The sequence below is a fragment of the Paenibacillus glucanolyticus NBRC 15330 genome (genome assembly GCF_004000885.1).
Taxonomy (GTDB): domain Bacteria; phylum Bacillota; class Bacilli; order Paenibacillales; family Paenibacillaceae; genus Paenibacillus_AQ; species Paenibacillus_AQ glucanolyticus.
Genome location: NZ_BIMC01000030.1, coordinates 1 through 26,369 on the forward strand (window position 1 = coordinate 1; position 26,369 = coordinate 26,369).

A 26,369-nucleotide genomic window follows, 5' to 3' on the forward strand; every position below is an offset into this window, starting at 1 on the left:
ATGCTCCATCACCCAACAAACCAAAGGCTTGTACATGATGATTTCGCAATGGATTTTACAAGTAAAATCCTTACTCACTCGTTGTTCAGTTTTCAAAGATCAATCGTTTTTTGTTTGTCATCCGCATCTCAGCGGCGACTTTTATAATATATCATACTAGCTTGCTGTTGGTCAAGAAGTTTTTTTGATTTTTTTCAATCAATCTTCTGCCTAACCGGTCAATCTTTTACACCCCAAATCAAACGGGCGAACATTAATGTATCATAGATTATAAGCATGCGTCAACTACCCTAATAAAGTTATTTTTAAACCGACCAAGAGAGCTACGCCAGGCAGACCCAATACCATTACAGTTCCAATGGTCATTGGATTCAGGGGAATGTAAGTCTCCGCCGCTAAACCAGTGAAATTCACAATATAAATCGCCACCGCAGAGAGAGCAAGATGAGCGCCAAATACAGTTAACCAACCCAGCCCGAGTTTCTTTCTGAAGATGATATAGATGAGCAATAATAGCGATATGCTTAGAACCCCTAGAACAACCAGTTTCATAGATACTCCTCCTTCATATGGTATAAGAACCGCAACAGCGGCCTCTTTTAGCCATTCTCTCTCTTCTGCTCGATATACTGCATCTGCGCCCCATCCAGGTTGAGCTGCTTGGCCTGTTTGAGATTCATCTGGTATTTACGTTCCGCTGCCTCCAGCATGTAGATGGCATAATCAATCTGATCCTGACCCGTAGCCTCTTGAAATAGCAGATGAGCACGTTCCCACTCCATCTGGGATCTCCGAACATCCATGAATACATGCCACATCCGCTCTTGATCCTCAATCGTGATGTAGGTTTCTTCCTCTCGCTTCTTCGACTGCTTCCACCATATCTTCATTCTGCTCACTCTCCTATGAATATGAATGTTTGGCACTGCCATTATGACCGTCTGTAACATTCATATCGAGAGGAGGACAAACTTAGAACCAAAACAAATCTTCCCTACTCTACTTTCTGCACAGCAAAAAGACAAAGAAAAAACGAGCCATCAGAATACCTTCTAATGCTCGTTCGTGTTCAGGGATTTAAGACCACCTATCCCTATACCATTATTCTTTTGAAAAAAACACTGCTGCAGCAACGCCTAATGTCCCTCCCTAATGTAAGCAAGGATTCATTTAAATTAAGCTGCGCAGGGATGGTGAGAACATATTAGTTCAATTCACGCCGTCCTTCGAGCGCCTTGGACAAGGTTACTTCATCCGCATACTCCAAGTCGCCGCCCACAGGAAGTCCATGAGCAATTCGGGTCACTTTAATATCAAATGGACGGACAAGCCGCGATATGTACATCGCCGTCGCCTCACCTTCAATATTCGCATTCGTGGCCAAAATCAATTCTTTCACTCTCTCGTCGCTAAGGCGCGTAAGCAGCTCCTTGAGACGAATTTCGTCCGGTCCAATACCCTCCATGGGAGATATCGCTCCATGAAGAACGTGATAGTAGCCGTCAAATTCCTTCGTACGCTCCATCGCCACGAGATCTTTTGCATCCTGTACTACGCAGATGGTGGAGGGATCCCGGGTCTTGTCCTGGCATACCCGGCACGGATCCGTATCGGTGATATTGCAGCAGACAGAGCAGTAATGCAGATTCCTTTTGACGCTGACTAACGCTTTGGCAAAATCAATAACATCATCTTCCTTCATGTTCAGAACATGAAAAGCCAGGCGGGCGGCCGTTTTCGGCCCCACACCCGGCAGTCGCGTAAAGGCGTCAATGAGCTTCGCGATCGGTTCAGGATAGTACAAATGTAACTACTCCTTCTAGGTTAGATTAGAACAAGCCCGGGATTTTCATGCCGCCTGTAAATTTGCCCATATCGGCATTTGCGATTTCTTCTGCCTTGGCAAGTGCGTCATTAACCGCTGTGAGCACCAAGTCCTGCAGCATTTCCACGTCATCCGGATCAACTGCCTCCGGCTTGATGTTGATGGACAGAATTTGCTTGTGCCCACTCACTTCTACGGTAACCACGCCTCCGCCGGAAGTGCCTTCAACGGTTTTGGTAGCCAGCTCTTCCTGAGCTTTCAGCATTTGCTCCTGCATCTTTTTCACTTGCTTCATCATTTGGTTCATATTATTCATGTTTCATCTCTCCTTATAATAGGGTGCACGCAGTCACGTGCTAGTCTTTTATGACAACGAGGTCTTCCCCAAATAACTGGATCGCCTCATCAATCCATGGTTTTTCTCCACCGGCTTCAGCATCAGCCACCTCGTGCTCCAGCTTAAGCTCTTCTGCCTGAGGCTTGCCTGCTCCTTCAACCGCGTCGCTCCAGTCACGAAGCATCATCGTCACCAGATGATACGGCTTGCCGAGCGTAGAATCAAGCACCCCTTCAATCACCTGCTTATTGGCAGGTTTCTCGGTCGTTTCGCGGTGGATGTTGTTTTTGAAAGCGACAAGCACCTTGTCCTCCCATACGGACACCGGCTCTCCATCCATCAGCCACGCGTGGACCGTAACCTTCTCCTCTTTTACATTCTGGAGTATTTGAGCCCACTGCCGCTGAACTGCGGTGTACTCTTCCCCGGTTCGGGAAGCTACATACTGATCCATATGCTGCGGAATCTTGGCTGATGATGCTGCTTTCGGCGCTGGTGTACGGGTAGACTTGGCAGCTTCCCGTTGGTTCGACGCTGGAACACCGTTCTGCATCAGGCGTTCCAGCTTCTTCTCGAGCGCGGCTACATGCTGCTTCAACTGAGCCAGCTCCCCGGCGTCGACTGTACCATGGGCACTTGTTGCCCCACCCGCGGATTGAGGAATACCGGAAAGCTTAAGCAGGGCTACCTCAAACAAGGTTTGCGGCTGCGAGGCGTACTTCATCTCACTCTGATAGCGGCTCAGCGTATCAATCATCTGAAATAATTCATCGCGGCTGAAGGCATTGGCCATTTCCTGAAATTCTGCCGGATTCAGAACCCGGTCGGTCAGTTTGTCGGCATCGGGCACCATCTTGATCATAAGCAAATCACGGAAATAATACAGGAGATTCTCCATGCACTTGTCGGCACTTTTTCCCTCCTGCATAAACTGCTCCACGATTTGCAGCACGAGCCCGGCATCCCCCTGTTTCACGGCGCTGGCAAGACGCCCAAACTGCTCCGAGGCAATACCACCCGTCATGTCCATGACCTGTTGATAAGACACCGTGCCACCGGTAAACGAAGCGATCTGATCCAGAATACTCAGTGCATCACGCATACCGCCATCCGATAGACGGGCAATATACTGCAGCGCTTCATGATCTGCCGTAATTCCCTCTTCCCCGCAAATCTGCTGCAATCGACCGGTTTGCTCATCAAGGGAGACCCTCCGAAAATCAAACCGCTGACAGCGTGAAATAATCGTTGCAGGAAGTCTATGGGGCTCTGTTGTCGCTAGTATAAACATCACGTGTGCCGGCGGCTCCTCCAGCGTTTTCAATAAGGCATTGAATGCTTCCGTCGTCAACATGTGCACTTCATCGATAATATAAACTTTACGCCGGACCTCGGTCGGTGCGTATTTGACCTTCTCCCGCAAATCACGGATCTCCTCGACACCGCGGTTGGATGCAGCGTCGATCTCCTGAACATCCATAACAGCTCCGGACGTTATCCGCCGGCAGGCTTCGCATTCGTTGCAGGGTTCCTCAGCCGGACCATGCTCGCAGTTCACGGCTTTGGCCAAAATTTTAGCGGCACTGGTCTTGCCCGTACCCCGTGGACCGCTGAACAGGTAGGCATGGGAAACCCGCTGCTCGCGAATGGCATTCTGCAGGGTCTGGATAATATGCTGCTGGCCCACCATGTCACCGAATGACTGCGGTCGCCAAGCACGATATAACGCGATATGTTCCACTGTGCTTTACCCTCTTTCAACTTCCACTTCACGAAGATTAATAACTAATCGGTATAGACTGCAGCCCCATCTCCGTGTGCGTTGCTCTTACTTTCATGGTCAATCTCAACCTGAAAAAGCGTGAGTTAACGGTTATATTATACTACATTCTATACTACTTTCCCCTGCCTTAGCAAAACGTTTACTTGGAAATCTTTATCCAAGTTAGCATGAAGGATTTCCCTCGATATCAGGCAGCCTCGACAAAAAACACCCTTGCCAATGGCAAAGGTGTTATGTGCAGTTATGTATACCGTGCACCTGTTATTGATAATTGCGATCCGAGCGGCAATCCTGAACAACAACTCGGGCTAGGCACCCCTCCGGCACAAAAGCGATCTTGCTTATGGCTGCTTCCTTCCGGACCTGACCAGGTTCACAAGTGCTCATTGCGGAGGACCCAACCGTCAACATTGAGTGCAGGGACCAGCCTCACATCGACAATACCTCTAACAGGAATTCAACCTCGCTACAGCGGATTGCGAGTTACAGGGCACCGCTACCTCCCCGTCTAGCACGGCGAACTTTAGTATATCGCATGGCTATCAAAAAAGCAACCGACGGAAGAAGTTACAAGGCATATCACGCCTATAGACAGACAAAAACCCTTCGGCCATAGGGGCGAAGGGTTTGTTTATTAGATACCGTATTTCTTTTTGAATCTATCAACACGACCGCCAGCATCCAGGAATTTCTGTTTACCTGTGAAGAACGGATGACAGTTCGAGCAAATCTCTACACGAAGATCTGGTTTTACAGAACCTGTTTCAAACGTATTACCGCAAGCACAAGTAACTGTAGTAACGTGATATTTCGGTTGAATATCTTGTTTCATTGTAGCTTTCACCTCTTTCCGCCCTGAGCCTCATGCGGACCCAGAGTTATATGGACACATAAACCGAGTATATCACGAGCATATTGATTGCGCAATAGCCCATACACAAAACATCAGACAAGTTCACAAATGGAATTTCACCCTGTTTTTAGCAGATAAACAACGGGCCATATACCGGTTAAATCAGAGACGTTCTCTTCTTCGGTCTTGCCTGTCCGGCAGGAGGTACATGAGTGTAGGATCCAATGACCACATCAGGTAATTCCTCTTGCATAATCTCAATGGCCTGCTTCATCCCGAGAATCTCGCCTTGTGCAGGCGGAATGAGCTGGAGATAGCTTTCAGGGTCGATATTAAGATTACGAAGCTGGATTAATTTAAGCCCAGTACGCCGGGCAAACTCAATCATGGCTTCCAGCTCTTCCTCGCGATCGGTTACGCCGGGGAAGATCAGATAGTTGATGGAAGTATACACGCCTTGGTCGGTTGCATAGCGAAGGGACTTCTCCACATTAGCGAGCGTATATCCTCTTGGTTTGTAGTATGCGTTATAATGGCCATCCAATGCACTGATGGTACTCACTCGCATCAAGTCAAGGCCCGCATCCACGATGCCGCGGATAAAATCGGTCAAACCCGCATTGGTATTAATATTGATATATCCCATATCCGTCTGTGACCGAACTTCTCTCATCGCTTCGATAATGATCTTCGCTTGTGTGGAAGGCTCACCCTCACAACCTTGGCCAAAGCTGATGATGGACTCCGGTGTTTTCAGATGTTCCAGCATCACCTGCACCAGCTCATCTACCCTCGGGCGGAAATTCATCCGGGTCTGAGGGGCGACAAAGCCGCTGTCATCCGGCTGTTCCGAGATACACCCGAAACAGCCTGCATTACAGGAATAGGATACGGGAACCGCACCCTCCCAGCGATTCAGGAACGTGTTCGATGCCGTGAGGCATTCGTATCCCAATGCACAGTTGGACAGATGCTCATAGAGCCGGTTCTCCGGATATTTCTCCTTCAGAGCCTTAACCCCAAGCTCAAGATCATTCAAATCGCAATTCATTGGATTCCACTTCTCAGGGTCATCGGACAAGCGCGCAGTTGTGTAGAATGCGCCATCCTTCCACACGACAGCCGAATAACCGAAGAGCGGCAGCTTGTATTCCTTGTCTGACTTCACATAGCCTGGCAAGCACAATCGGGTATAGCCTTGCGGCAAAAGCGCTCCGACAGCTGTATACCCGTCTTCAAGCGGCATCATTTCACCGGTCTCAGGATCCATCCCGATGGCTCGGGTACTCGGAAGGCCGACCAGCGTAGCCCCATCTGGCAGAGGTATCAATTCATCATCCAATATTTCAACGATCATATCCCCACTGCGGGCAAGCCCGTACAGCTCAGAATGGTCGTATACGTTCCCTTGTTCATCTGCATAAACCAAATACATGTTGATCTCCTATTCTCCGGTTGTTCAGGGCTTTACGTCTGAGGTGCCGTCGCTGCAGATGCACGCGATGGACGTCTGGCCGACTGGCCCTGAGTCCCGGTTCCGCTGCTGCTGTTGGCATTAACATCAAATGAAGCCAAGAATTCCGCATTGTTCTTGCTGTCGCGCATTTTTTTGAGGAACCCTTCCACAAAGTCAGCGGAATCGTTCATATTTTTACGGATTGCCCAAATGGTGTCCAGTTCATCCTTGTTCAGCAGCACCTCTTCACGCCGTGTACCCGAGCGACGAATGTCGATTGCCGGGAAAATACGACGTTCCGCGAAACGGCGGTCCAAATGCAGCTCCATATTGCCTGTTCCTTTAAATTCCTCATAAATGATATCATCCATCCGGGACCCGGTTTCAACCAAGGCAGTAGCGAGTATGGTCAGACTTCCGCCTTCTTCCACGTTACGCGCAGACCCGAAGAAACGCTTCGGACGATGGAATGCCGCAGGATCAATACCGCCGCTTAGCGTTCTGCCGGAAGGAGGAATGACCAGGTTGTATGCACGGGCAAGACGGGTAATGCTGTCCAGCAAAATAACAACGTCCTTCTTATGCTCCACCAGCCGCAATGCACGCGACAATACCAGTTCCGCAACCTTGATATGGTTCTCCGGAAGCTCGTCGAACGTTGAAGCAACCACCTCGCCCTTTACGGAACGCTGCATATCCGTTACTTCTTCTGGCCGTTCATCGATGAGTAAAACAAACAGTTCAATCTCTGGATTGTTGGTTGAGATGCTGTTGGCGATTTCTTTCAAGAGGAGCGTTTTCCCTGCTTTTGGCGGCGCCACGATCAAACCGCGTTGTCCTAAACCTACAGGTGCAAGCAAATCCATAATTCGGGTTGACAACTGATTAGGGGATGTTTCAAGAACAAGCTTTTCTTGCGGATAAAGAGGAGTCAAGGCTGGGAAGTGCAAGCGTTCCGCTGCAACGGCTGGATTCTCTCCATTTACGGCGTTAACCTGCAGCAGTCCGAAGTAACGTTCGTTCTCTTTAGGTGTTCGGCATTTGCCTGAGACCAAATCTCCGGTCCGTAAATCAAATTTGCGAATTTGGGATGCCGAGATGTATATGTCCTCCGTGCTTGGCAAATAGTTAATCGGTCTAAGGAAGCCGTATCCTTCCGGCAAAATCTCAAGTACGCCCTCCATAAACATCAAGCCGCTCTGTTCCGCCTGGGCTCGGAGAATCGCAAATATCAGTTCTTTTTTCTTCAACTGGCCATAATAAGGAATCTGATATTTCTTGGCCAGCTTATACAGATCCGTCAGCTTCATGCCTTCCAAATCGGATATTTGTAAATCCATTCAATAACCACCTATTCAATTATTTGTTTCTGTCGCAGCAGAACCTGCTGTCATGTAGTCTATTATTCTATGAGAGCTTTACTAGGAGCATTACCCAAATCAGAGGGAGATATGCAGTTCGGTCCACATATTTCCCTCATTTTGGAAAAAATCACTCTTCCTCGGTCTCACGCCATACGTCAGCACCCAGCATTCGCAGATTGGATACCAGATGATCATAACCGCGATCAATGAATTCCACGCCACTGACTTCGGTTACCCCTTCGGGTACGGTTAGACCCGCAATGACTAATGCGGCACCTGCGCGAAGGTCCGTCGCCTTGACTTTGGCTGCGTTCAGCGGCCCGCCTTCAATAATGGCTGAGCGTCCCTCCACACGGATTCTGGCCCCCATGCGAACTAACTCTGGTACATGTTTAAACCGGTTGCTATATACAAAATCACTGAGGACACTGACGCCTTCTGCTTGGGTGAGCAGGCTGGTCATCGGTGATTGCAAATCCGTTGCAAATCCAGGATATATAAGAGCCTTCACGTCGGCATGCTGATACCGGTCCTTACCGGTAACGCGAATGCTTTCGTCCAGTTCTTCGATGCCAACGCCCATCTCGATCAGCTTGGCCGTAAGGGCTTCAAGATGCTTCGGAATGACGTTGTCGATCAGAACATCACCGCGTGTAGCTGCAGCAGCAATCATATATGTACCGGCCTGAATCCGGTCTGGAATAATGGAATGACGGCAGCCATGCATCTCGGTTACGCCCTCAATCCGGATGGTCTCCGTCCCGGCGCCCTTGATGACAGCTCCCATGGAATTTAATAGTGTAGCAACATCTATAATTTCAGGCTCTTTCGCCGCATTTTCGATAATTGTGGAGCCTTTGGCCTTGGCAGCCGCCAGCATAATGTTAATGGTTGCACCAACACTGCTTACATCCAGATATATCTTAGCGCCCCGCAGCTCTTTGGCGTGCAGATGAATCGAACCGTGTTCATTGGTCACGGTCGCACCCAGGGCTTCAAAGCCCTTAATGTGCTGGTCAATGGGACGAGGTTCAAAATTACAGCCGCCCGGCAGTCCGATCACGGCTTCTTTAAATCTTCCAAGCATGGCGCCCATCATATAGTAGGACGCGCGCAGTTTCTTCACGGGTCCGTTAGGCATCGGAATAGATTTGATATCAGAAGGGTCAATTCTCATCTGATTGCCTTCCCATGAAACTTGACCGCCTAACTCTTCCAGTATCTCAGCATAAACAGCTACATCGCTGAGAAGCGGCAAATTATCAAGTACGACTTCCGATTCCGCCAGGATTGCGGCGGGAATTAACGCAATTGCACTGTTCTTGGCACCACTGATTGTTACAGTACCTCGCAGTGGGCGTCCACCGCTGATCATCAATTTTTCCATAAGCTTTCGGGTCCCCCTACATCACTTCGCAGCCGGAAATGGTTCTGATAGCCGTCATTATAGTAAATGAAATGGAAAAACACCGGCTATGCGGTGTGCTTTCCATTTCATTGTATGCAGCATAAGACAGCCTAAATATCTCAGGTGATTCCAATCGTCCTGTTATGGCCCCTAGGGCTACAAGCGACTCGAATAACTATGAATTAAGCTTGATTGTTGGAACCAAACTCACGGATTTTGCCAACAACGGTTTCTTTGATCGCTTCACGACCTGGTTTCAGGAATGTACGAGGATCGTAAGCTTCTGGTTTAGCAGCAAGCACTTCACGAACAACTTTGGAGAACGAGATTTGGTTCTCGGTGTTCACATTAATTTTGGAAGTACCCAGAGAGATGGCTTTCTTGATATCATGAGTCGGAATCCCCGTACCACCATGAAGCACCAATGGAAGCTTCACTGCATTACGGATTTCTTCCATCTCTTTGAAACCAAGGTTTGGCTCGCCTTTGTAAGGACCGTGAACAGAACCAAGCGCAGGTGCCAGTGTATCGATGCCTGTCTCATTCACGATGCGTACACAGTCGTCCAGCTTCGCGTACATTACGTCACCGATTACGTCATCTTCTTGTCCGCCGACCATGCCTACTTCAGCCTCAACGGAAACACCTTTGGAATGAGCGTATTCAACCACTTGCTTCGTTGTTTCGATATTCGTGTCAATCGGGCTGTGGGAATCATCGATCATAACCGAAGTGAATCCTGCGTCGATTGCTTCTTTACACTTCTCAACACTTGAACCGTGGTCAAGGTGAATGGCAACAGGAACTGTTACTTTCAGATCCTCCATCAGACCTTTTACCATGTGTACAACGGTGCTGAATCCACCCATATAACGAGCTGCGCCTTCAGAAACACCCAGAATGACTGGAGATTTCTCTTGCTCAGCTGCTTCAAGAATTGCATATGTCCACTCCAGGTTATTGATGTTGTATTGACCAACAGCATATTTACCTTCAAGTGCTTTGTTCAGCATGTCTGTCATTGATACTAATGGCATGGTTTCATCCTCCTAAAGATGCTTAGTTTGTCTATGGTTTTTAGCCGATATAACATACGGCCTTATTATACCACATCGCGTCATAAATACTAAACAAGCATTTCCTAAAATGCTGCGACGGACCTCACATTCTGGCAAAAAAAAGAATTCCGCCCTTTGAGCAGAATTCATAGTTCAACCGATATTGTTGGCGGTCCCTTTTAACTGCATATTGACGGCTTGCCGCATCTCATCAATATCAAAAGGTTTGGTGAAATGCATCAGTGCGCCAAGATCGGTTGCTTCCTTGATCATGTCGAGTTCCCCGTAAGCTGTCATCATGATCACCTTGATGTCCGGATTCATCTGTTTAATATGCTTCAAAATCTCAAGCCCGTCCATTCCAGGAATTTCCATATCCAGCAGCACCAGATCCGGCGTGTGCAGCTTTACAATTTCAAGCGCTGCCTTTCCGTTCGCCGCTTGAAACGTCTCGTACCCTTCACTGCTGAACACTTCCACAAGCAGGATGCGGATACCGTTCTGGTCATCCACAATCAACACTTTGTGTTTGCTTTGTTTGCTCATCCTTCCAACCTCCCGATACTTAAATCGTGCAATGAGTATATGCAAACTCGAAAGTTCCTAACTTTCCCATAAACCGACCATTATTTGTATTCGCCTGTAGATGTCGAATTCCTTCCTATCTCGAAAAAAGTACGAAAAAAAGATAAATGGATAGCTGTAAACAAAGTCGACAGCAAGGATGTTTACTTCGAACCCTGTCCAAAAACTTTACAAACGCGCCGAAAACATAAAATAAAGTCAAAAAAGAGCCTCTTCAAAAGAGGCTCTTCCCATATTATGCTTTGTGCTGAATCGAAGCTTTTACAAATTCACGGAACAGCGGCTGCGGACGGTTTGGACGGGAAGTGAACTCCGGATGGAATTGCACAGCAAGGAACCATGGATGTCCTGGCAGTTCTACAATTTCAACCAAGCGTCCATCCGGAGATGTACCGGAAATACGCAAGCCTGCTTTCTCGATATCTTCACGGTATTGGTTGTTGAATTCATACCGGTGGCGATGTCTTTCATAAACCAGCTCATCCTGATAGCAGGACTCCGCAAGTGATCCCGGAACCAGCTTGCATGGATACAATCCAAGACGCATCGTACCGCCGAGATCCTCAATGTCTTTCTGCTCCGGCAGAAGATCGATGACCGGATATTCAGTAGCCGGATCGATCTCAGAGCTGTTCGCACCACTCAGTCCCAGAATGGAGCGGGCATATTCGATAACCGACACCTGCATGCCAAGGCAGATACCGAAGAATGGAATATTGCGCTCGCGAGCATAACGAATTGCACTGATCTTACCCTCGATACCCCGGTCACCAAATCCGCCCGGTACGAGGATGCCGCCTATGCCATTCAGCATATCTTCGACGTTGTCTGCCGTAATTTCTTCGGCATTTACCCAGCGGACCTTCACTTCGGCATTCGCATCAAATCCGGCGTGGGATAATGACTCAACAACACTAAGGTACGCATCATGGAGCGCGACATATTTACCAACAATTGCGATCTCAACAGTCTTCTCCAGCTTGGATACGCGTTCTACGAGATCTTCCCACTCGCTCATATCCGGTGCCGGTGTCGTTAATTTCAAATGATTGACTACAATTTCATCAAGACCTTCATCACGCAAATTCAGCGGTACCTCATACAGTGAGGACGCATCGCGGCATTCTACGACCGCGTTAGGATCGATGTCGCAGAAGAGCGCGATTTTCGCTTTCATCTCGGTTGAAAGCTCATGTTCTGTACGGCAGACAATGACATTTGGCTGAATGCCGATACTGCGAAGTTCTTTTACACTGTGCTGGGTCGGCTTCGTTTTCACTTCACCAGCTGCCTTAATATATGGAATGAGGGTTACATGAATATACATGACGTTCTCACGGCCAACGTCGCTCTTGATTTGACGGATGGCCTCAAGGAAAGGAAGGCTTTCGATATCACCAACCGTGCCGCCGATTTCGGTAATGACTACATCCGAACCCGCTTCACGGCCTGCACGGAATACGCGCTCTTTAATTTCATTCGTAATATGAGGGATAACCTGCACGGTGCCGCCCAAATATTCTCCCCGACGCTCCTTGCTGATGACAGATGAGTATACTTTACCTGTTGTCACATTGCTGTTCTTCGATAGGTTAATATCGATGAAGCGCTCATAGTGTCCCAGGTCCAGGTCGGTTTCCGCACCATCGTCAGTAACGAACACTTCGCCATGCTGGTATGGACTCATGGTGCCCGGATCTATATTAATGTACGGATCGAATTTCTGAATCGTTACCTTGAGCCCTCTGTTCTTAAGCAATCTACCGAGCGAAGCGGCGGTAATTCCCTTACCAAGAGATGACACGACTCCGCCTGTTACAAAAATATACTTTGTCACTGTTAAAAACCCTCCTATATAATCTCCATAACTTCAGGCGACATATGATGTTTATCCTAACCCGTTTTCCCCTGATTCATCAGAGGGACCAACAAAAAGCATGGCTCGCTTCCAAAAATGGTGAGCGAGCTGACCTCCGACCTATTACAAACCGCATATACTTGACGCTTCAATGATCCTCGTATAGAGCTGCCTGCACGGCATCATACCGGCGCCGAGCGATTCCGAAATCTCATCACATCTCATCCAAGCACCTAAATCTTAATCGGCACGAAGCTTGGCAAGAGACATCCGCCAAGGCGGATTATTCACTGCAGAGATCAGTACTTCCCTACAATAGGATACTTTCTAGCCCACAAGAAAAACGCCTATCGACATACTCCATAGAAGACAGACCCAATTTTTTATGGTAAGTTTTCTTGCGATTTCAGGTCCAGAAGCTAGCGTCGTCTGCACTTTCTAATACCTTAAAAACAAAAAAAGTGACCCCGAATAAATAACGGGGCACTTTTATATTAAACATATTTAATCCACAATCATAAGCCCAAGCAATAGTTTACTCTGTGCCTTATCTGCTTGTCAAGAGAAGAACAAAGCTCAAAATTCCCCAATCACCTGACACTGTAAAACAAAGTCATAAACAAAGCAGACGGGCCCATAAGCCGCTGCTGTGAGACGGATTAATCCTTGTCCTTTTCCTCAAATTCTTCCTCTTCCAGATCCTCTTCTTCCTCGGATTCTGAATCTTCATCCTCCAATTCGTCATCATCCAGAACAACGTCTTCATCTACTTCATCTTCGGCATCGTCATCATCCGAGAAGAGATCATCGTGATCATCATCGTCATCGTCGATGCTGTCAAAATCATCCTCGGTTTCGTCGGCACTGTAAGTTTCCTCTTCATCCGTGAAGTCGTCATCATCGTCGTCTTCATCATTAATGATCCGCGGACGCTTCGCGTTCGCAATCGGATCTTCGGACTTCTCAAGCGGGTACCAACGCTTCAGTCCCCACAGATTCGTTCCTACACATGCGAAACGTCCGTCTATATTGATCTCGGTATATAACTGGGCAATCGTTTCGTTAATTTCCTTTTCCGTAAAGCCGCGAAGCTTGGCCACCTCATTCATAAGGTCACGGTAATAATACGGCGTGTTCGCCGCCTTCAGAACCATAAAAGCCAGGTCAACCATTGGGATTTCCTGAATCTTCTCCGGATCGATCTTTAAATTGAGCGGATTACTCACTAACGCACACTTCCTCTCACACAAATCTTCACGTTATACCCTCAACATATCCATTATCAAAACTAAGTAAAACCTATTTGGAAATAAAAATCAAGTTTTTATGCGCCACGGCCCGTCCGATACCAAAAAGGAAAAAGACGGAGACTCTTCCTCTCCGTCTTCTGACTGTACCCGCCCCAAGGATCGACTCCTTACGGGATAGATAAGAGAACCTTGATATTCTCTCCATGTATCTTATGTTCGCCCTTCTGCTTTGACACGCGAATCAGGGCCTATTTCCCGGAAAAAGGGCAACATCCCATTCGGGCTCTCACCCCGACTCATACAATACTGAAGCAACGGTTCATCGAGAAGGGAGATTGCCACACATGGATTACACCCGGATCATGCAATCACTACTGACAGAGACGAACCCTATGCGGAACGTCCGGGACAAGAACCGGCGGCTCCTCACGTTTCATGACCCTCAGCTGTACCAGGAATGCATCAGCGAATGGAATCGGCTCGCCGGGAAAGCGCGTTTCCCGGAATCGATCAGCTACTCGCCGCTTACCCACACCATCATCGCTCCGGCTCCCCAGACAGCGAAGTTTGAAGCGGAGTTTCGACATGAGCTGATGGTCGAGGAGGATGAACAGGTTCATATCCAGGCCATACAGGGAACAATTGGAACGTTAACCGGGATCCCATGGGGTATCAAGCAAATCAAAGCCCCTCATGCCTGGTCTATCTCGACAGGACACCGCATGAAGATTGCCGTTATTGACACAGGTGTGGATTTTTCTCATCCGGATCTGAAATACTCGCTGACCAGGGGGATCAATCTGGTTCATCGAAACATGCCGCCGTACGATGACAATGGGCACGGAACGCATATTTCGGGCACGATCGCTGCCGCGAACAGCACGCAAGGCATGATCGGCGTTGCCCCCCGATCTGTGGTATATCCTGTTAAGGCCTTTGATCATAACGGGTCCGCCTTCGTATCGGATATTATTCTGGCAATCGATTGGTGCGTACGCGCCGAGATCGATATCATCAATATGAGTTTCGGTATGCAGACCCGAAGCCGCGCACTGCTGGATATCGTAGGCAAGGCCAACCAAGCAGGCGTCATTATTGTTGCATCCTCCGGCAATGACGGCAAACGCCGTACAGCTGACTATCCCGCCCGCTATCCCCAAACCATATCTGTCGGAGCTACCGATCGCCACCGAAAAATTCCAGCCTTCAGCAATCGCGGGCAATTTGTAGATATTTATGCACCTGGAGACAAAATCGTGTCGGCCTGGCTGCAGGGAAAATACCACGAGATGAGCGGTACCTCCATGGCCACTTCTCATGTCAGCGGAACCATCGCCCTGCTGCTTGCGCAAAAGCCTGATCTGAAAACGGCAACCATCAAAGCCTTGCTGCGGCGTACCTCCTCTCCACTCAAACTCAAAAAAGGATACAGCGTCTCCGACGGAGAGGTTAATGCTTTCAAATTTTTGCGCGAGGGCATGAAATTATAATCTTGCACTTAAGAATGGACCACAAAAATGAAATTCGCTTACAAAAAAACAGCCGCCTTCCCCCACGGAAAGACGGCTGTTGTCACCTATATCAAGGAAAGGTGAACCAAAACTCCATTACATACGTTCTGGAGCCGATACGCCCATCAGGCGAAGCACGTTAGCGATTACGGTACGAACAGCTCCAAGGAGAGCAAGACGTGCCTGTGTCTGATCCGCATCCTCTGTAATAACACGCTCGGCTCTATAGTAGCTGTGGAACGAAGAAGCCAGCTCATATACATAACGGATGAGTCTGTGCGGAGCATAGTTATCCGCAGCAAGCGACACTTCCTGCGGGAGTTCCCCGATTTTGCGCAAAATGTCGTATTCATGCTCGGCGGTGAGCACGCTCAGGTTCACTTCAGCTAGCGGCAGCAGGTTGATCCCTTGCTCCTCGGCTTGGCGGAATACGCTGCAAATACGTGCGTGTGCGTATTGTACATAGAACACCGGGTTTTCGTTGGACGTAGAAACTGCCAAATCCATATCGAAATCCAGATGGGAATCCATGCTGCGCATCGTGAAGAAGTAACGAATCGCGTCCACACCTACTTCATCCATCAGGTCTTCCATCGTTACCGCTTTGCCGGTACGCTTGGACATCTTCACTTTCTCGCCATCCTGGAACAAGCTGACCATCTGGGCGATCAATACAATCAGTTTGTCCGGATCATTGCCAAGCGCCTCCATGGCAGCCTTCATACGCGGGACATAACCGTGGTGGTCCGCTCCCCAAATATTGAGGATCTTGTCGTATCCGCGCTCGTATTTGTTGCGGTGGTACGCAATATCCGGTGTCAGGTAAGTATAGGTTCCGTCATTCTTAACGAGGACGCGGTCCTTATCATCCCCATAGTCGGTTGTACGAAGCCAGGTTGCTCCATCCTTCTCGTAGGCCTCGCCTTTTGATCTCAGCTCTTCCAGAGACTTCTCGACAAGACCGTCCTCGTACAGGGACGTTTCGCTAAACCATTCGTCAAAATGAACGCGGAATCGATTCAAATCGCGTTTGATTTTGCCCAGTTCCTTCTCGAGCCCGAACTCACGGAAAAAGGCTGTTCTCTCTCCAGGGCTCATGGACAACAAGGAATCGCCTTTCTCAGCCACAAGCTCTTTGGCAAAACCTTTGATATCTTCGCCATGGTAGCCGTCTTCCGGCATTTCGGCATCCTGACCCAGCTCTTGCAAATACCGAGCTTCCAGGGATTTAATCAGGTTCACGACCTGATTGCCTGCATCATTAATGTAATACTCGCGCGTTACTTCGTATCCTGCATAGTCGAGCACATTGCAGAGCGCATCGCCTACGGCTGCGCCGCGGGCATGGCCCAGGTGCAGGCTTCCTGTCGGATTGGCACTGACAAACTCCATCTGAACCTTCTGTCCCTCGCCGATGGTAATCCGTCCGTAGTTGTCACCCTGCTCTTGAACCAAAGCTACGATGGGATAGAGGTAACCCTTGTCCAGGGTAAAATTAATAAAACCCGGTCCGGCAATCTCCGCTTTCTCAATGGAAGCTTTCGCCGTGTCCAAATGCTCCAGAATAGCCTCGGCAATTTGCCGGGGATTCTTCTTGGCGATACGCGTCAGCTGCATCGCAGCATTCGTTGCCAAATCACCGTGCGATTTATCCTTCGGCACTTCCAGCGTAATGGCCGGCAGCTCCTCACGGGAAACCAGCCCTGCAGCCACGGCAGCGTCCGCTACCGCTTCGGCAACCAGCCCGTTAATGTGATCTAATGGATTCATAGTCATGATTCTTGTGCCTCCTGAATAGTCAAACTAATAGAAAAGTGTCCCGAAAACTCGCCCGACACATATAAATCATACGCCCAAGCCGCGCGTCCGGACATGCCCTCAAGCGCCAGCTCCAGACGCTGGGTATGCGTAGACAGATTAAATGAAGTGAACGGAGAGCGGTAGTAACCCGGTAACCGCTGACCCAGCTGAAACGACTGCTCGGATTCCACCTCGCCGTGCCGAATCAGCTTAAGCCCGTCCTCCGTCAGCTTGAGCATCGCCCGGGTTTCCCCTTGATGCGGCCCGAGTGCGGGTTCTGTATAACGAACATACAGAGCACTCCCTTTGATAAAAGCCTCTGCGGGCAGCTCCTGTACCGTATTCTCCCCTTCGTGAAGGCTGTGAAGACGGATGCTCACTTGTTTTCGGTCGTTCATGTACGTTCCTCTTTTCCTTACCTATTGTATTACTATATCCAGTATGGCCTTGCAATTCAAATGAGGATTTTAGCAAAAGTCAAATATATGAGCCTCTATCTCCAATTTCCCTGCCCATCACTCGGGCCATTCACTGGAATTCAACACGTCAATTCCACTAGTGCTTCGATAACAGAATAGGCCTGATTCATGAAGAATCAGGCACTCCCTATCGACTTGGTTTACAGCGGCAGCAGCGCTACCCTCTCCTGTGCTTCCAGCTTGGCAATCATGTCGTTCCATGCCTGTGGTTTCTCAGGCAGGACGGCATAATATCGCTTCAGGAAGTTCACAATCAGATCTGCAGGCAGTTCATCCACAGTGTCATCACCCGGCATAAAGCAGAAATCGAGCCCGCTCACCGCTTCGCCATCGTTGTTCCAGGATGGATGGACATACGTGAGATCCGTACGTTTATAGCCAAGATGAGACAGCACCTCACGACGAACAAACGGATCCATCGGCTTCACCCCGCCAAATGCATAGTCCAGCACCTGGTAGGGATCGTAAATCTCGGCAAACATGCCGAACAGCTCTTTACCGTTCGCTGCTGCCAGTTGGTTCAGATCCTTCAGGCGATGCAGCGCCAGAAATCGGCCGATGCCAAGCCCTTCGCGTCCGATGATGGTGAAATCAGTCATCGCCACATTCCAGTCCTCGTAATAACGATACTCCGTCGTACCGACCACTTCTTCTTCATGCAGGGCAACAAATACCCGAATACCCGGATCTTCCAGCGGTTCCTTCCATAGACTGAACTCCAGCACTTCTTCCGGAGGAAAGACTTCCTTCATCAGATTGTGCATTTTGCGAAACAAGGGATCGTTAATACTCGTTATGCGAATATATTCCACTTCGTAAAACCTCCTTATATATGAAGTTGTTTATTTAACGTTCGGGAAAATGATGGTGCAATTGACACGTCATCATCCTCTAAACGGGTTCTTCCATTCCATCAGAGCACCGTAATTGCAGGACTCCGCATCCTCCAGATATTCGGCAGCCACTCCGATAGGCGTTCTGCCGCAGCGCAGCAGGAACGTAATCACCGGATCTTTCAGATCCCCCTGGACTACCGCGTCCAGATACTCCGCAGCTGACATCTCATCGGCATGACGATGATATCCCGGCATCCGTCCACCGCCAAGCAGCCGGTCCAGTCCCTGTTCGACCGTCACATGATACAGCGACTGGATCAGCCACTTGCCGAGGCCAAGCTTACGAAAGCGTGGCCTGACGCAAATATCGGCGATGTAAAGCGTATTTCCCTCCGGCTTATGCGTCCGAATATATCCGTTATCCGTTGTGTCCGCCCAAGAATGAGCGGGCTGCAGCGGATCGTAATCCACGATGAGCGAAGTGATCGACCCGGCGAGCACGCCGTCTACTTCAACACATAGTGCACCTTCTGGAAACAAAGTGACATGCTGCATTAGCTGTTCCTTGTTCCACCATTGCTCCGGCGGATACGGGGGCGGGAACGTCTCGGATTGGATGACGATCAGCTCGTCAAAGTCTGCTTCCGTGTAACTTCGAACGACAACCGGCACCGGCCGGTTGTCGTCAAATACATAAAACCATTGCTGAAACCGGGCCATTTCCTCTGCACCGCCTCTGTCCTATTTTTCAAGCTATGATAAACCGGGCTTCACTCCCAATCCGGATACAGATCGGTGCGGCGGTCACGCCAAGTCGTTACAGAGCCTTTCTCCCGCACTTGATACAGTAAATCCAGATCGAGATCCGCGGTAATGAGCATATCATGGTTCAGCTCGCCCTCAGCCAGCAGACCTTGGGGCGGGAACGGAATGTCGTTCGGCGTAATGATAGCCGCCTGTCCGAAGTTCGCGCGCATCAGATCCACGGTGGGCAGCGAGCCTACCGTACCAGTCAGCACCACGTAGACTTGATTCTCAATGGCGCGAGCATGGCTCGTGTACCGCACACGATGGAACCCATGTCGGTCATCCGTGCAGGATGGACAGAAAATGACGTCAGCCCCTTTGGCCTTGGCCATCCGTACAATCTCAGGGAATTCAATGTCATAACAGGTCAGCATCGCAATGGTGCCTTTGTCTGTCTCAAACACTTCAAGCCCCTCGCCTGCCCCCATATTCCATCCGGAGATCTCCGAAGGCGTAATATGGATCTTGGCCTGCTCCGCGATGCGGCCGTCCGGATAAAACAGATGCGCCACATTGTACAGTTTCCCTTCACGACGAATGACGTGGGTTCCCCCAATGATATGAATGTTATATTGCTTCGCAAAGCCTTGGAACAGCTCACGGTATCGGTCTGTGAAATCCGGAAGATCATGGATCGTTAATGCTTTGCCCTGATCGTCCCCGATGGACATCAGCTGTGTTGTAAAAAATTCCGGAAACAGCACAAAATCGGCTTCAAATTCCTCCGCCGTCCGAATGTAATGCTCCGACTGATGGGCAAAATCGTCAAAGGATTGAATGGTGTGCAGATGATATTGCACGGCAGAAACGCGAAATTTCATGCTTTTCCTCCTTATAAATGATTAGATGCCTTCATTATATCGGATTCCGGGCTCCGAGAACATGAGAACATCAAGTCGGCCCCTTCTGGAAACCCTAGTTATGACGGGAACGTCCGAAAACACGCCGAAACGGTTATCCAAGGCGTCACCTGTATCAAATAAAGTTCGATTTTATGAAAAAATACGCGTCATTCATACCCACACTTAACAATTGTCCTGTATACTGTCGTATGTAAGCCCTTGGTCACACTATGAATCTCAGCCCTTACAAGCATACACGGCAGTCATGAACTGGCCCTATGGCAAGCTGCCAGCTTACAAAATTATAATGTGAGGTGTTCTGTTCACAATGATTACTCGTTCGATGGATTGGCTTCAGCAACATGACCACCTTATCTTCCGCTGGTTAAACCGCAAGATCAGCAACAAAACGGTGGATTCGATGCTCGCGCTGGTCACCCATATGGGGGGTGCTATCTTTACCATTGTGCTAACACTTTCGATAGCGTTTTTTGCACCGGAGCCGTGGAATACGATGGGATGGCAGAGCTTTATTGCACTGTCCCTCAGCTTTCTGGTTACGGCCCTCATCAAAAGAAAGATGCGGCGCATCAGGCCTTACCTGGCTTTAGAGCAAGTACGGTTTGAGAAAAAACCGATGAAGGATCATTCGTTTCCTTCGGGACACTCCACGGCCATATTTTCTATTGTTACCCCTTTTCTATTCATAACACCGTGGCTGTCATTACTCTTGATCCTGCTGGCGCTTACGGTCAGCCTGTCACGCATTTATCTCGGCTTTCATTATCCTTCGGATTGCCTTGCCGGCTGTTTTGTCGGAACCACTTCGGCTCTGCTCATCGTACTCAGTTAAAAGAAACCATGCATTCCCAACTGGCCACTGCGGCGGCCCATGATGGGAGGCGTGGTTTTTTTGTGTTGTCCATAGGCAGTACCCGTTATCAAGTAAGCATTCCTCGTCCCCATCATTCTAAGACTCCAAGGCAGAACTTATCGCTCGCTTCCCATGCGCTTTCACTACAAATCCTTAGAAACTCTAAAATAAATCGAACCATTCCAGCTGGTAAATCGTACTAACTAATACATCATAATAAGGAGGTATTTATTCATTGAAGAAAAGACTATCACGGATGCTCGTTACCCTATTCGCCGTCACACTGGTTCTTCCAGCCGGGGTCATGGCAGCAGATAACAGCCAGGTTACCGCCGCTGTCCAGGGCCTGGAGAAAACCGCCGCAGAAAAAGCAAAGCTGCTCACAGAGACTTATGGAACCACAAGCGTCCAATATGCCCTTATCGATAACGGCAATATTACCGTGTCCGGGCAAGCAGGCGTGAACGATATCGAAGGAAAGATTCCGCTGACCCAGGATACGATGTATGGCATCGGCTCCACGAGTAAAATGTTTACCGCCGCTTCGGTGATAAAATTGGTGGATGACGGGAAAATCAATCTGGATACGCCTCTCGTTCAGTACATACCCGAATTCACAATGAAAGACGAGCGCTACAAAAAAATTACGCCGCGCATGCTGCTTAACCATTCCTCCGGACTGCAGGGCTCGAGCCTGAACAATGCATTTCTGTTCGAGGATAACGATGCTCATGCGCATGACACATTATTGAAGCAATTATCCACCCAAAACCTGAAAGCAGATCCGGGCGCATACTCCGTTTATTGTAATGACGGTTTTACGCTGGCTGAAATTCTGGTGGAAAAAATCAGCGGCAAAAGCTTTACCTCATTCATTCACGAAAATTTCACCGAGCCTTTGGATTTGGATCATACCAAGACATCCCAGGATGAATTGAATTTGAAGCAAATGGCTGGACTTTATTATCCTACTCATCAGGGACAGCTTCCTAACGAAACAATTAACGTCATCGGTACCGGCGGCATCTATTCCACGGCTGAGGATCTCGTTCAATTCGCACAGATCTTCACGGGCGAAGCGGAAGGCATTCTCACCGACAAGTCCATCAAGGCCATGGAACAAGAAGAGTATAAAAAAGGCCTGTGGCCGGCCGACGCCGACAATTCGTTTGATTACGGACTGGGCTGGGACAGCGTCAGACTGTTCCCGTTCAACCAATATGATATGAAAGCCGTGACCAAAGGTGGGGACACCATTCTGTATCACGCCTCTCTCGTTGTCCTTCCAGAGCAAAACATGGCTGCTGCTGTGTTATCCTCGGGCGGTTCCAGCTCCACAAACCAACTGATGGCGAGCGAAATGTTGCTGCACGCACTGAAGGAGAAGGGCACCATTAAGGAATTCAAGCCGGAAAAATCATTCGGCAAACCCGTCAAGGCGGATATGCCTGACGACATCACCAAATACGCCGGATACTATGGCGTGACTAATCAACAGATGAAAGCCGACATCAAGGATGGCGAACTGTCGATCTCCGTACCTATGGTTCCGGATTATCCGGCAGAGAAATATGTGTACACTGCGGATGGAACATTTGTGAGCGCGGATGGCAGTACGAAGGTCAGCTTCGTAACCGAGAAAAATGACGGGATCTACTTATGGGTAAGGCAATATGTATCCATTCCTGGACTCGGACAGCTTGCCATCTCGCAGTATTCCGCCGAGAAGATGAAAGCGAACCCGCTGTCCAAGGAAACCGCTGCCGCTTGGGCTAAGCGGGAAGGTCAAACCTTCTATCCGTTAAATGAGAAATTCACGTCGCTGATGTACTTCATTATGAAGCCGTCCGTAGAGATCAGCAGCAAGAGTGGCTTGGAAGGTTATATGATCGATAAGAAAATCATCGACCCGGATACCGCAGTAAGCGAGCATCGAGTTCCGGCTATTGGAAGCCGGGATACGTCTGAATTCCGTTTCTATAAGGAAAAAGGCGTGGAGTATCTCGAAGCTGCCGGATCGCTGTTTGTGAGCGAGAAAGACGTTAAGCCCCTTTACAAAGGAAAAAAATCAACCGTTACCCTGCAAGCCGATGGATATGCCAAATGGTACACCGTCTCTGATGCCGTTGCAGGCAAAACGATGACAGTGACGCTGCCGGCACAAGGCGCATTCGCCGTATATGACGAGCAAGGTGCCGTTGTGAACTACACCGTTGCCAGCGGTTCTAACGAAGTGAAGCTCCCTGCCAATGGAACCGTCGTATTTGCCGGTACCCCGGGCTCGGCGTTCGGTATCACCCTGAAATAAACACAAAAGCAAGCAACCCGATCAGCCGATAGGCTTACATAGGGTTGCTTGCTTTTTTACTGTCATGGGGCGCAGTGAACCTCACAGCCTGTCCATTATCTTTCAGTAAAGACAGCGAGATTGTGAAGCGAAGAATTTAAGCCCTCTTCGTGATCTTCCTGCCGTATGCCCTCAGGAACGTTCTCGCAAACAATCGTCACCTCCGTGCCTTCCGCGAGTGCGGTCAACGTCCATGTCATAGTCATCGAGCCCCCGTAAGCGGGGTCATCCGACTCGAATTCAAAACACTGCACGATTTTTTTATTGGGCACCAGCGCCAGGAAAGTACCTTGGACGATATCCGTGCCTTCCGATGATTTGCCAAGGTTCACGTGGTCCGATCCGATATAGTTGAGTACCATTCGATAACTCCCGCCTTCACGTGCATCAAAGCTGTCAATCTGACCTGACATCCCCTCCGGCGGAAGCCACGATACCCAAGCCCTGGGGTCCGTGAACGCCTGATAAATGGTTTCGGGCGATGCTTTAATCAACCTTGAAGCAGAATCCGTTCTCTTCTTGATAGACGAATCGGTCATGAGGTTAACCTCCTTATTAGCGTCTTCACATCTCATCTCCATTAAGTTTATAACATCTGACCCCGGTCCATTTCTTCTCATTTGCTCAAAGTGCGGCCTACGCCCACACGAAAAAGCAAGCCGAACCCCGATAGCCGCAGGCTTAGATAGGGGAGGCTTGCTTTTTCTGCTCCAGCCGAGGGGCGAAGCCTCGGCTGCTCACACACAGGGCTGGCCCACCAGGCGTCCCCGCAGGGGTGCCTTCCGAGGGGGCCACGCCCATACGAAAAAGCAAGCCGAACCCGATAGCCATAGGCTTAGATAGGGGAGGCTTGCTTTTTCTGCTCCAGCCGAGGGGCGAAGCCTCGGCCACCAACGGGCGCTGTTAAGGCCACGAGGGCGTCCCCGCTAGGGGAGCCCGAGATTGGCCGGGCCCAAGCTCGAGCCCCTCTCAGATCCTCACATCAGCACCGAACACCAAAGTTCCGGGTGTCCAGAGGGCAGCGCCCTTGGGGCCCTCCCTGGCAGGGAGGGTTTGGGTGGGTGGAATCCCCCCCTACTTAACAAACCCCAGCAGCATCTCACGGATCAGCTTCGCAGCTACGATCTGGGTCTGCTCGGACGGATCATAGATGGGTGCCACTTCCACGAGATCGCAGCCGACAACGTTCACGCCGGAGTTTGCAATCAGATGCACGGCTTCCAGCAGCTCTTTCGATGTGATGCCGCCCGCCTCTGCCGTTCCGGTGCCCGGTGCGGCCGATGGATCCAGCACATCGATATCGATGGTCACGTAGACCGGACGGTTGCCCATGGAAGGCAAAGCTTCCTTAAGGGGCGCAGCCACCTCGAACGGGTAGAAGTTGATGTTCTCGCGTCCGTATTGGAACTCCTCACGGGAGCCGGAACGGATGCCGAACTGATAGATGTTCTTGCCGCCCATGATGCCTGCCGCCTTGCGGACCGGTGTGGAGTGGGACAACGGCTCTCCCTCATAATGCTCACGAAGGTCGGCATGCGCATCGATATGAATCAGAATGAGATCAGGGTACTTCTCGTACACCTTCTGAATGATCGGCCAAGATACGAGATGCTCCCCGCCGAGTCCGATCGGGAACTTCCCGTCATCCAGCAGTTTGCCTACATAGTCGCCAATCACTTCAAGGCTGCGGCCTGCGTTGCCGAAAGGCAGCATCAGGTCGCCTGCATCGAAATAGGTCATATCTTCAATGCTTTTATCCAAGTAAGGGCTGTATTCCTCCAGACCAACGGACGCCTGGCGAATACGGGCAGGACCAAAACGGGAGCCGGGACGGTAGCTAACCGTAAAATCCATCGGCATACCGTAAATAACGGCCTTGGACCCTTCATAATCCTCGGAGCTCAGAATAAACACGTTGCCGGAGTAACCTTGATCCAGTTTCATCAGTTTATACGGCCTCCTTATTTCACCAAGTCTTCAACGAATTTCGGCAGCACGAATGCGGCTTTGTGCAGACGAGGGGAATAGTATTTCGTATCCATCTCATCAATGGTGGACTCGTCCACTTCAAGCGGATCGTACGTTTTGCTGCCCATCGTAAAGGTCCACAGACCGCTCGGATAGGTTGGAATGTTCGCTCCATACACGCGCACGATCGGGAAGATTTCCTTCACGTCTCGGTTAACCTGCTGAATCAGGTCCGCCTTGAACCAAGGGTTGTCCGTTTGCGCTACGAAAATACCGTCTTCCTTCAGCGCCTCGTAGATTCCTTGATAGAATCCGCGCTCAAACAACGGAGCAGCCGGGCCCACAGGCTCTGTGGAATCTACCATAATAACGTCATATTCGTTCTTATGCTCAATAATGTGCATATATCCATCGTTAACCAGCACTTCAACCTTCGGATCGTCCAGCTTGCCGGCAATCTCGGGGAGGTACTGCTTCGAGTATTCAATGACTTTTCCATCGATTTCAACAAGTACAGCTTTCTCTACGCCCGGGTGCTTGATCACTTCGCGAATGACACCGCCGTCTCCGCCGCCGACAACAAGAACCTTCTTCGGATTTGGATGCGTGTTCAGTGCGGGGTGAGCGACCATCTCATGATAGACGAATTCGTCCTTGATCGTAGTCATGACCATGCCGTCCAGGACGAGCATGCGTCCAAATTCCTCGGTATCGATCATATCCAGTTGTTGAAACTCCGTCTTCTCATGTACAAACGTTTCCCGTATTTTCGCCGTAATGCCGAAAGTCGGCGTTTGTTTCTCCGTGTACCATAATTCCATCGTCTCTACCTTCTTTCCGCTAGAATAATGTTCAGCCGTCCAGATCCAAGCCGTAAAACTTTATTCGGGGCAGATGCCTTTTGCTTACAGTTTCACACTCTTTCTATTGTACCAAACAAATTAGATTATATTAAATCAAGCCCAAATTGCAACCAAAAGTTCCTGCGCATTAAAATCAAGACCATATCCTGGTCGTGTCATATGAATATCCTGCCCTTTCCAGCCCCATACTGTATAGAAAAGGAAGACGGCCAAGGAGAATGTAAACTCATCTTTTCAACCTTGGCATCCTCTGCTCTCAAACCTT

General features: G+C 49.5%; 24 protein-coding genes and 1 other RNA gene. 3 read left to right on the forward strand and 22 right to left on the reverse strand.

All coding sequences use genetic code 11. The annotated features are described in order from the left end of the window. Positions 1–285: 285 nt before the first annotated feature. From PGL02S_RS26320 to rpoE, 14 genes are all read right to left on the reverse strand, one after another. Positions 286–552, reverse strand: coding sequence for a pro-sigmaK processing inhibitor BofA family protein (locus tag PGL02S_RS26320; RefSeq protein WP_006207511.1), 267 nt, complete (start codon positions 550–552; stop codon positions 286–288). 47 nt (positions 553–599) lie between these two features. Further along, positions 600–890 carry a hypothetical protein gene (locus PGL02S_RS26325; protein ID WP_006207510.1) on the reverse strand — a complete coding sequence of 97 codons (291 nt, stop codon included), beginning with the start codon at positions 888–890 and terminating at the stop codon, positions 600–602. Between the two features lie 314 nt (positions 891–1,204). Then, positions 1,205–1,804, reverse strand: coding sequence for a recombination mediator RecR (gene recR, locus PGL02S_RS26330; protein ID WP_006207509.1), 600 nt, complete (start codon positions 1,802–1,804; stop codon positions 1,205–1,207). A gap of 25 nt (positions 1,805–1,829) precedes the next feature. Further along, complete coding sequence (locus PGL02S_RS26335; RefSeq protein ID WP_006207508.1) at positions 1,830–2,141, reverse strand: YbaB/EbfC family nucleoid-associated protein; 312 nt, start codon at positions 2,139–2,141, stop codon at positions 1,830–1,832. A gap of 40 nt (positions 2,142–2,181) precedes the next feature. Then, positions 2,182–3,903 (reverse strand): DNA polymerase III subunit gamma/tau, encoded by a 1,722-nt coding sequence (gene dnaX, locus PGL02S_RS26340; RefSeq protein WP_036642929.1) that lies wholly within the window; start codon positions 3,901–3,903, stop codon positions 2,182–2,184. 292 nt (positions 3,904–4,195) lie between these two features. Continuing rightward, positions 4,196–4,462: signal recognition particle sRNA large type (ffs, locus tag PGL02S_RS26345), an RNA gene on the reverse strand. A 117-nt stretch (positions 4,463–4,579) separates the two neighbouring features. After that, complete coding sequence (gene rpmE / locus PGL02S_RS26350; RefSeq protein ID WP_006207505.1) at positions 4,580–4,777, reverse strand: 50S ribosomal protein L31; 198 nt, start codon at positions 4,775–4,777, stop codon at positions 4,580–4,582. Positions 4,778–4,955: 178 nt separating this feature from the next. Beyond that, the gene (locus PGL02S_RS26355; protein WP_036642927.1) at positions 4,956–6,233 is read right to left on the reverse strand and encodes a radical SAM protein; all 1,278 of its coding nucleotides are present in this window, start codon (positions 6,231–6,233) and stop codon (positions 4,956–4,958) included. A 32-nt stretch (positions 6,234–6,265) separates the two neighbouring features. Then, positions 6,266–7,594: a transcription termination factor Rho gene (rho, locus tag PGL02S_RS26360; protein WP_036642926.1), complete on the reverse strand. Its 1,329-nt coding sequence runs from the start codon at positions 7,592–7,594 to the stop codon at positions 6,266–6,268. Positions 7,595–7,745: 151 nt separating this feature from the next. Continuing rightward, on the reverse strand, positions 7,746–9,005 hold the full coding sequence (locus tag PGL02S_RS26365; protein WP_006207502.1) for a UDP-N-acetylglucosamine 1-carboxyvinyltransferase: 1,260 nt from the start codon (positions 9,003–9,005) through the stop codon (positions 7,746–7,748). 203 nt (positions 9,006–9,208) lie between these two features. Next, positions 9,209–10,063 carry a class II fructose-1,6-bisphosphate aldolase gene (fba, locus tag PGL02S_RS26370; RefSeq protein ID WP_006207501.1) on the reverse strand — a complete coding sequence of 285 codons (855 nt, stop codon included), beginning with the start codon at positions 10,061–10,063 and terminating at the stop codon, positions 9,209–9,211. A gap of 174 nt (positions 10,064–10,237) precedes the next feature. Then, positions 10,238–10,630: a response regulator gene (locus PGL02S_RS26375; RefSeq protein WP_063455972.1), complete on the reverse strand. Its 393-nt coding sequence runs from the start codon at positions 10,628–10,630 to the stop codon at positions 10,238–10,240. Between the two features lie 274 nt (positions 10,631–10,904). Then, a complete protein-coding gene (locus PGL02S_RS26380) occupies positions 10,905–12,506 on the reverse strand; it encodes a CTP synthase (RefSeq protein ID WP_036642924.1) in 1,602 nt (533 codons plus the stop codon). Between the two features lie 680 nt (positions 12,507–13,186). Beyond that, entirely contained in the window at positions 13,187–13,753 is a 567-nt protein-coding gene (gene rpoE, locus PGL02S_RS26385) for a DNA-directed RNA polymerase subunit delta (RefSeq protein ID WP_036642922.1), read from the reverse strand. A 368-nt stretch (positions 13,754–14,121) separates the two neighbouring features. Between rpoE and PGL02S_RS26390 the strand changes: the two genes are divergently transcribed. Further along, the gene (locus tag PGL02S_RS26390; RefSeq protein ID WP_036642920.1) at positions 14,122–15,267 is read left to right on the forward strand and encodes a S8 family peptidase; all 1,146 of its coding nucleotides are present in this window, start codon (positions 14,122–14,124) and stop codon (positions 15,265–15,267) included. A 117-nt stretch (positions 15,268–15,384) separates the two neighbouring features. Here PGL02S_RS26390 and argS read toward each other — a convergent pair whose 3' ends face one another. The 5 genes from argS to PGL02S_RS26415 all read right to left on the reverse strand — a co-directional run bounded on the left by argS (position 15,385) and on the right by PGL02S_RS26415 (position 20,031). Next, entirely contained in the window at positions 15,385–17,064 is a 1,680-nt protein-coding gene (gene argS / locus PGL02S_RS26395; protein ID WP_006207496.1) for an arginine--tRNA ligase, read from the reverse strand. Continuing rightward, positions 17,061–17,486 (reverse strand): YwiB family protein, encoded by a 426-nt coding sequence (locus tag PGL02S_RS26400; RefSeq protein WP_006207495.1) that lies wholly within the window; start codon positions 17,484–17,486, stop codon positions 17,061–17,063. Before PGL02S_RS26400 ends, argS begins: the two co-directional genes overlap by 4 nt. A 221-nt stretch (positions 17,487–17,707) precedes the next feature. Beyond that, positions 17,708–18,379 carry a hypothetical protein gene (locus tag PGL02S_RS26405; protein ID WP_006207494.1) on the reverse strand — a complete coding sequence of 224 codons (672 nt, stop codon included), beginning with the start codon at positions 18,377–18,379 and terminating at the stop codon, positions 17,708–17,710. 72 nt (positions 18,380–18,451) lie between these two features. After that, positions 18,452–19,123: a GNAT family N-acetyltransferase gene (locus PGL02S_RS26410; RefSeq protein ID WP_036642919.1), complete on the reverse strand. Its 672-nt coding sequence runs from the start codon at positions 19,121–19,123 to the stop codon at positions 18,452–18,454. Between the two features lie 50 nt (positions 19,124–19,173). Beyond that, a complete protein-coding gene (locus tag PGL02S_RS26415) occupies positions 19,174–20,031 on the reverse strand; it encodes a carbon-nitrogen hydrolase family protein (protein WP_036642917.1) in 858 nt (285 codons plus the stop codon). 349 nt (positions 20,032–20,380) lie between these two features. On the opposite strand from PGL02S_RS26415, the gene PGL02S_RS26420 reads away from it, so the two are divergent. Beyond that, on the forward strand, positions 20,381–20,905 hold the full coding sequence (locus PGL02S_RS26420; protein WP_006207491.1) for a phosphatase PAP2 family protein: 525 nt from the start codon (positions 20,381–20,383) through the stop codon (positions 20,903–20,905). A gap of 256 nt (positions 20,906–21,161) precedes the next feature. Next, entirely contained in the window at positions 21,162–23,234 is a 2,073-nt protein-coding gene (locus tag PGL02S_RS26425; RefSeq protein WP_036642916.1) for a serine hydrolase domain-containing protein, read from the forward strand. 95 nt (positions 23,235–23,329) lie between these two features. Here PGL02S_RS26425 and PGL02S_RS26430 read toward each other — a convergent pair whose 3' ends face one another. From PGL02S_RS26430 to speE, 3 genes are all read right to left on the reverse strand, one after another. Further along, positions 23,330–23,812, reverse strand: a complete 483-nt coding sequence (locus tag PGL02S_RS26430; protein WP_036642915.1) for an SRPBCC family protein — start codon at positions 23,810–23,812, stop codon at positions 23,330–23,332. 535 nt (positions 23,813–24,347) lie between these two features. Continuing rightward, a complete protein-coding gene (speB, locus tag PGL02S_RS26435) occupies positions 24,348–25,217 on the reverse strand; it encodes an agmatinase (protein ID WP_006207488.1) in 870 nt (289 codons plus the stop codon). Between the two features lie 17 nt (positions 25,218–25,234). After that, complete coding sequence (gene speE / locus PGL02S_RS26440) at positions 25,235–26,062, reverse strand: polyamine aminopropyltransferase (protein ID WP_036642913.1); 828 nt, start codon at positions 26,060–26,062, stop codon at positions 25,235–25,237. Between the last annotated feature and the right edge of the window lie 307 nt (positions 26,063–26,369).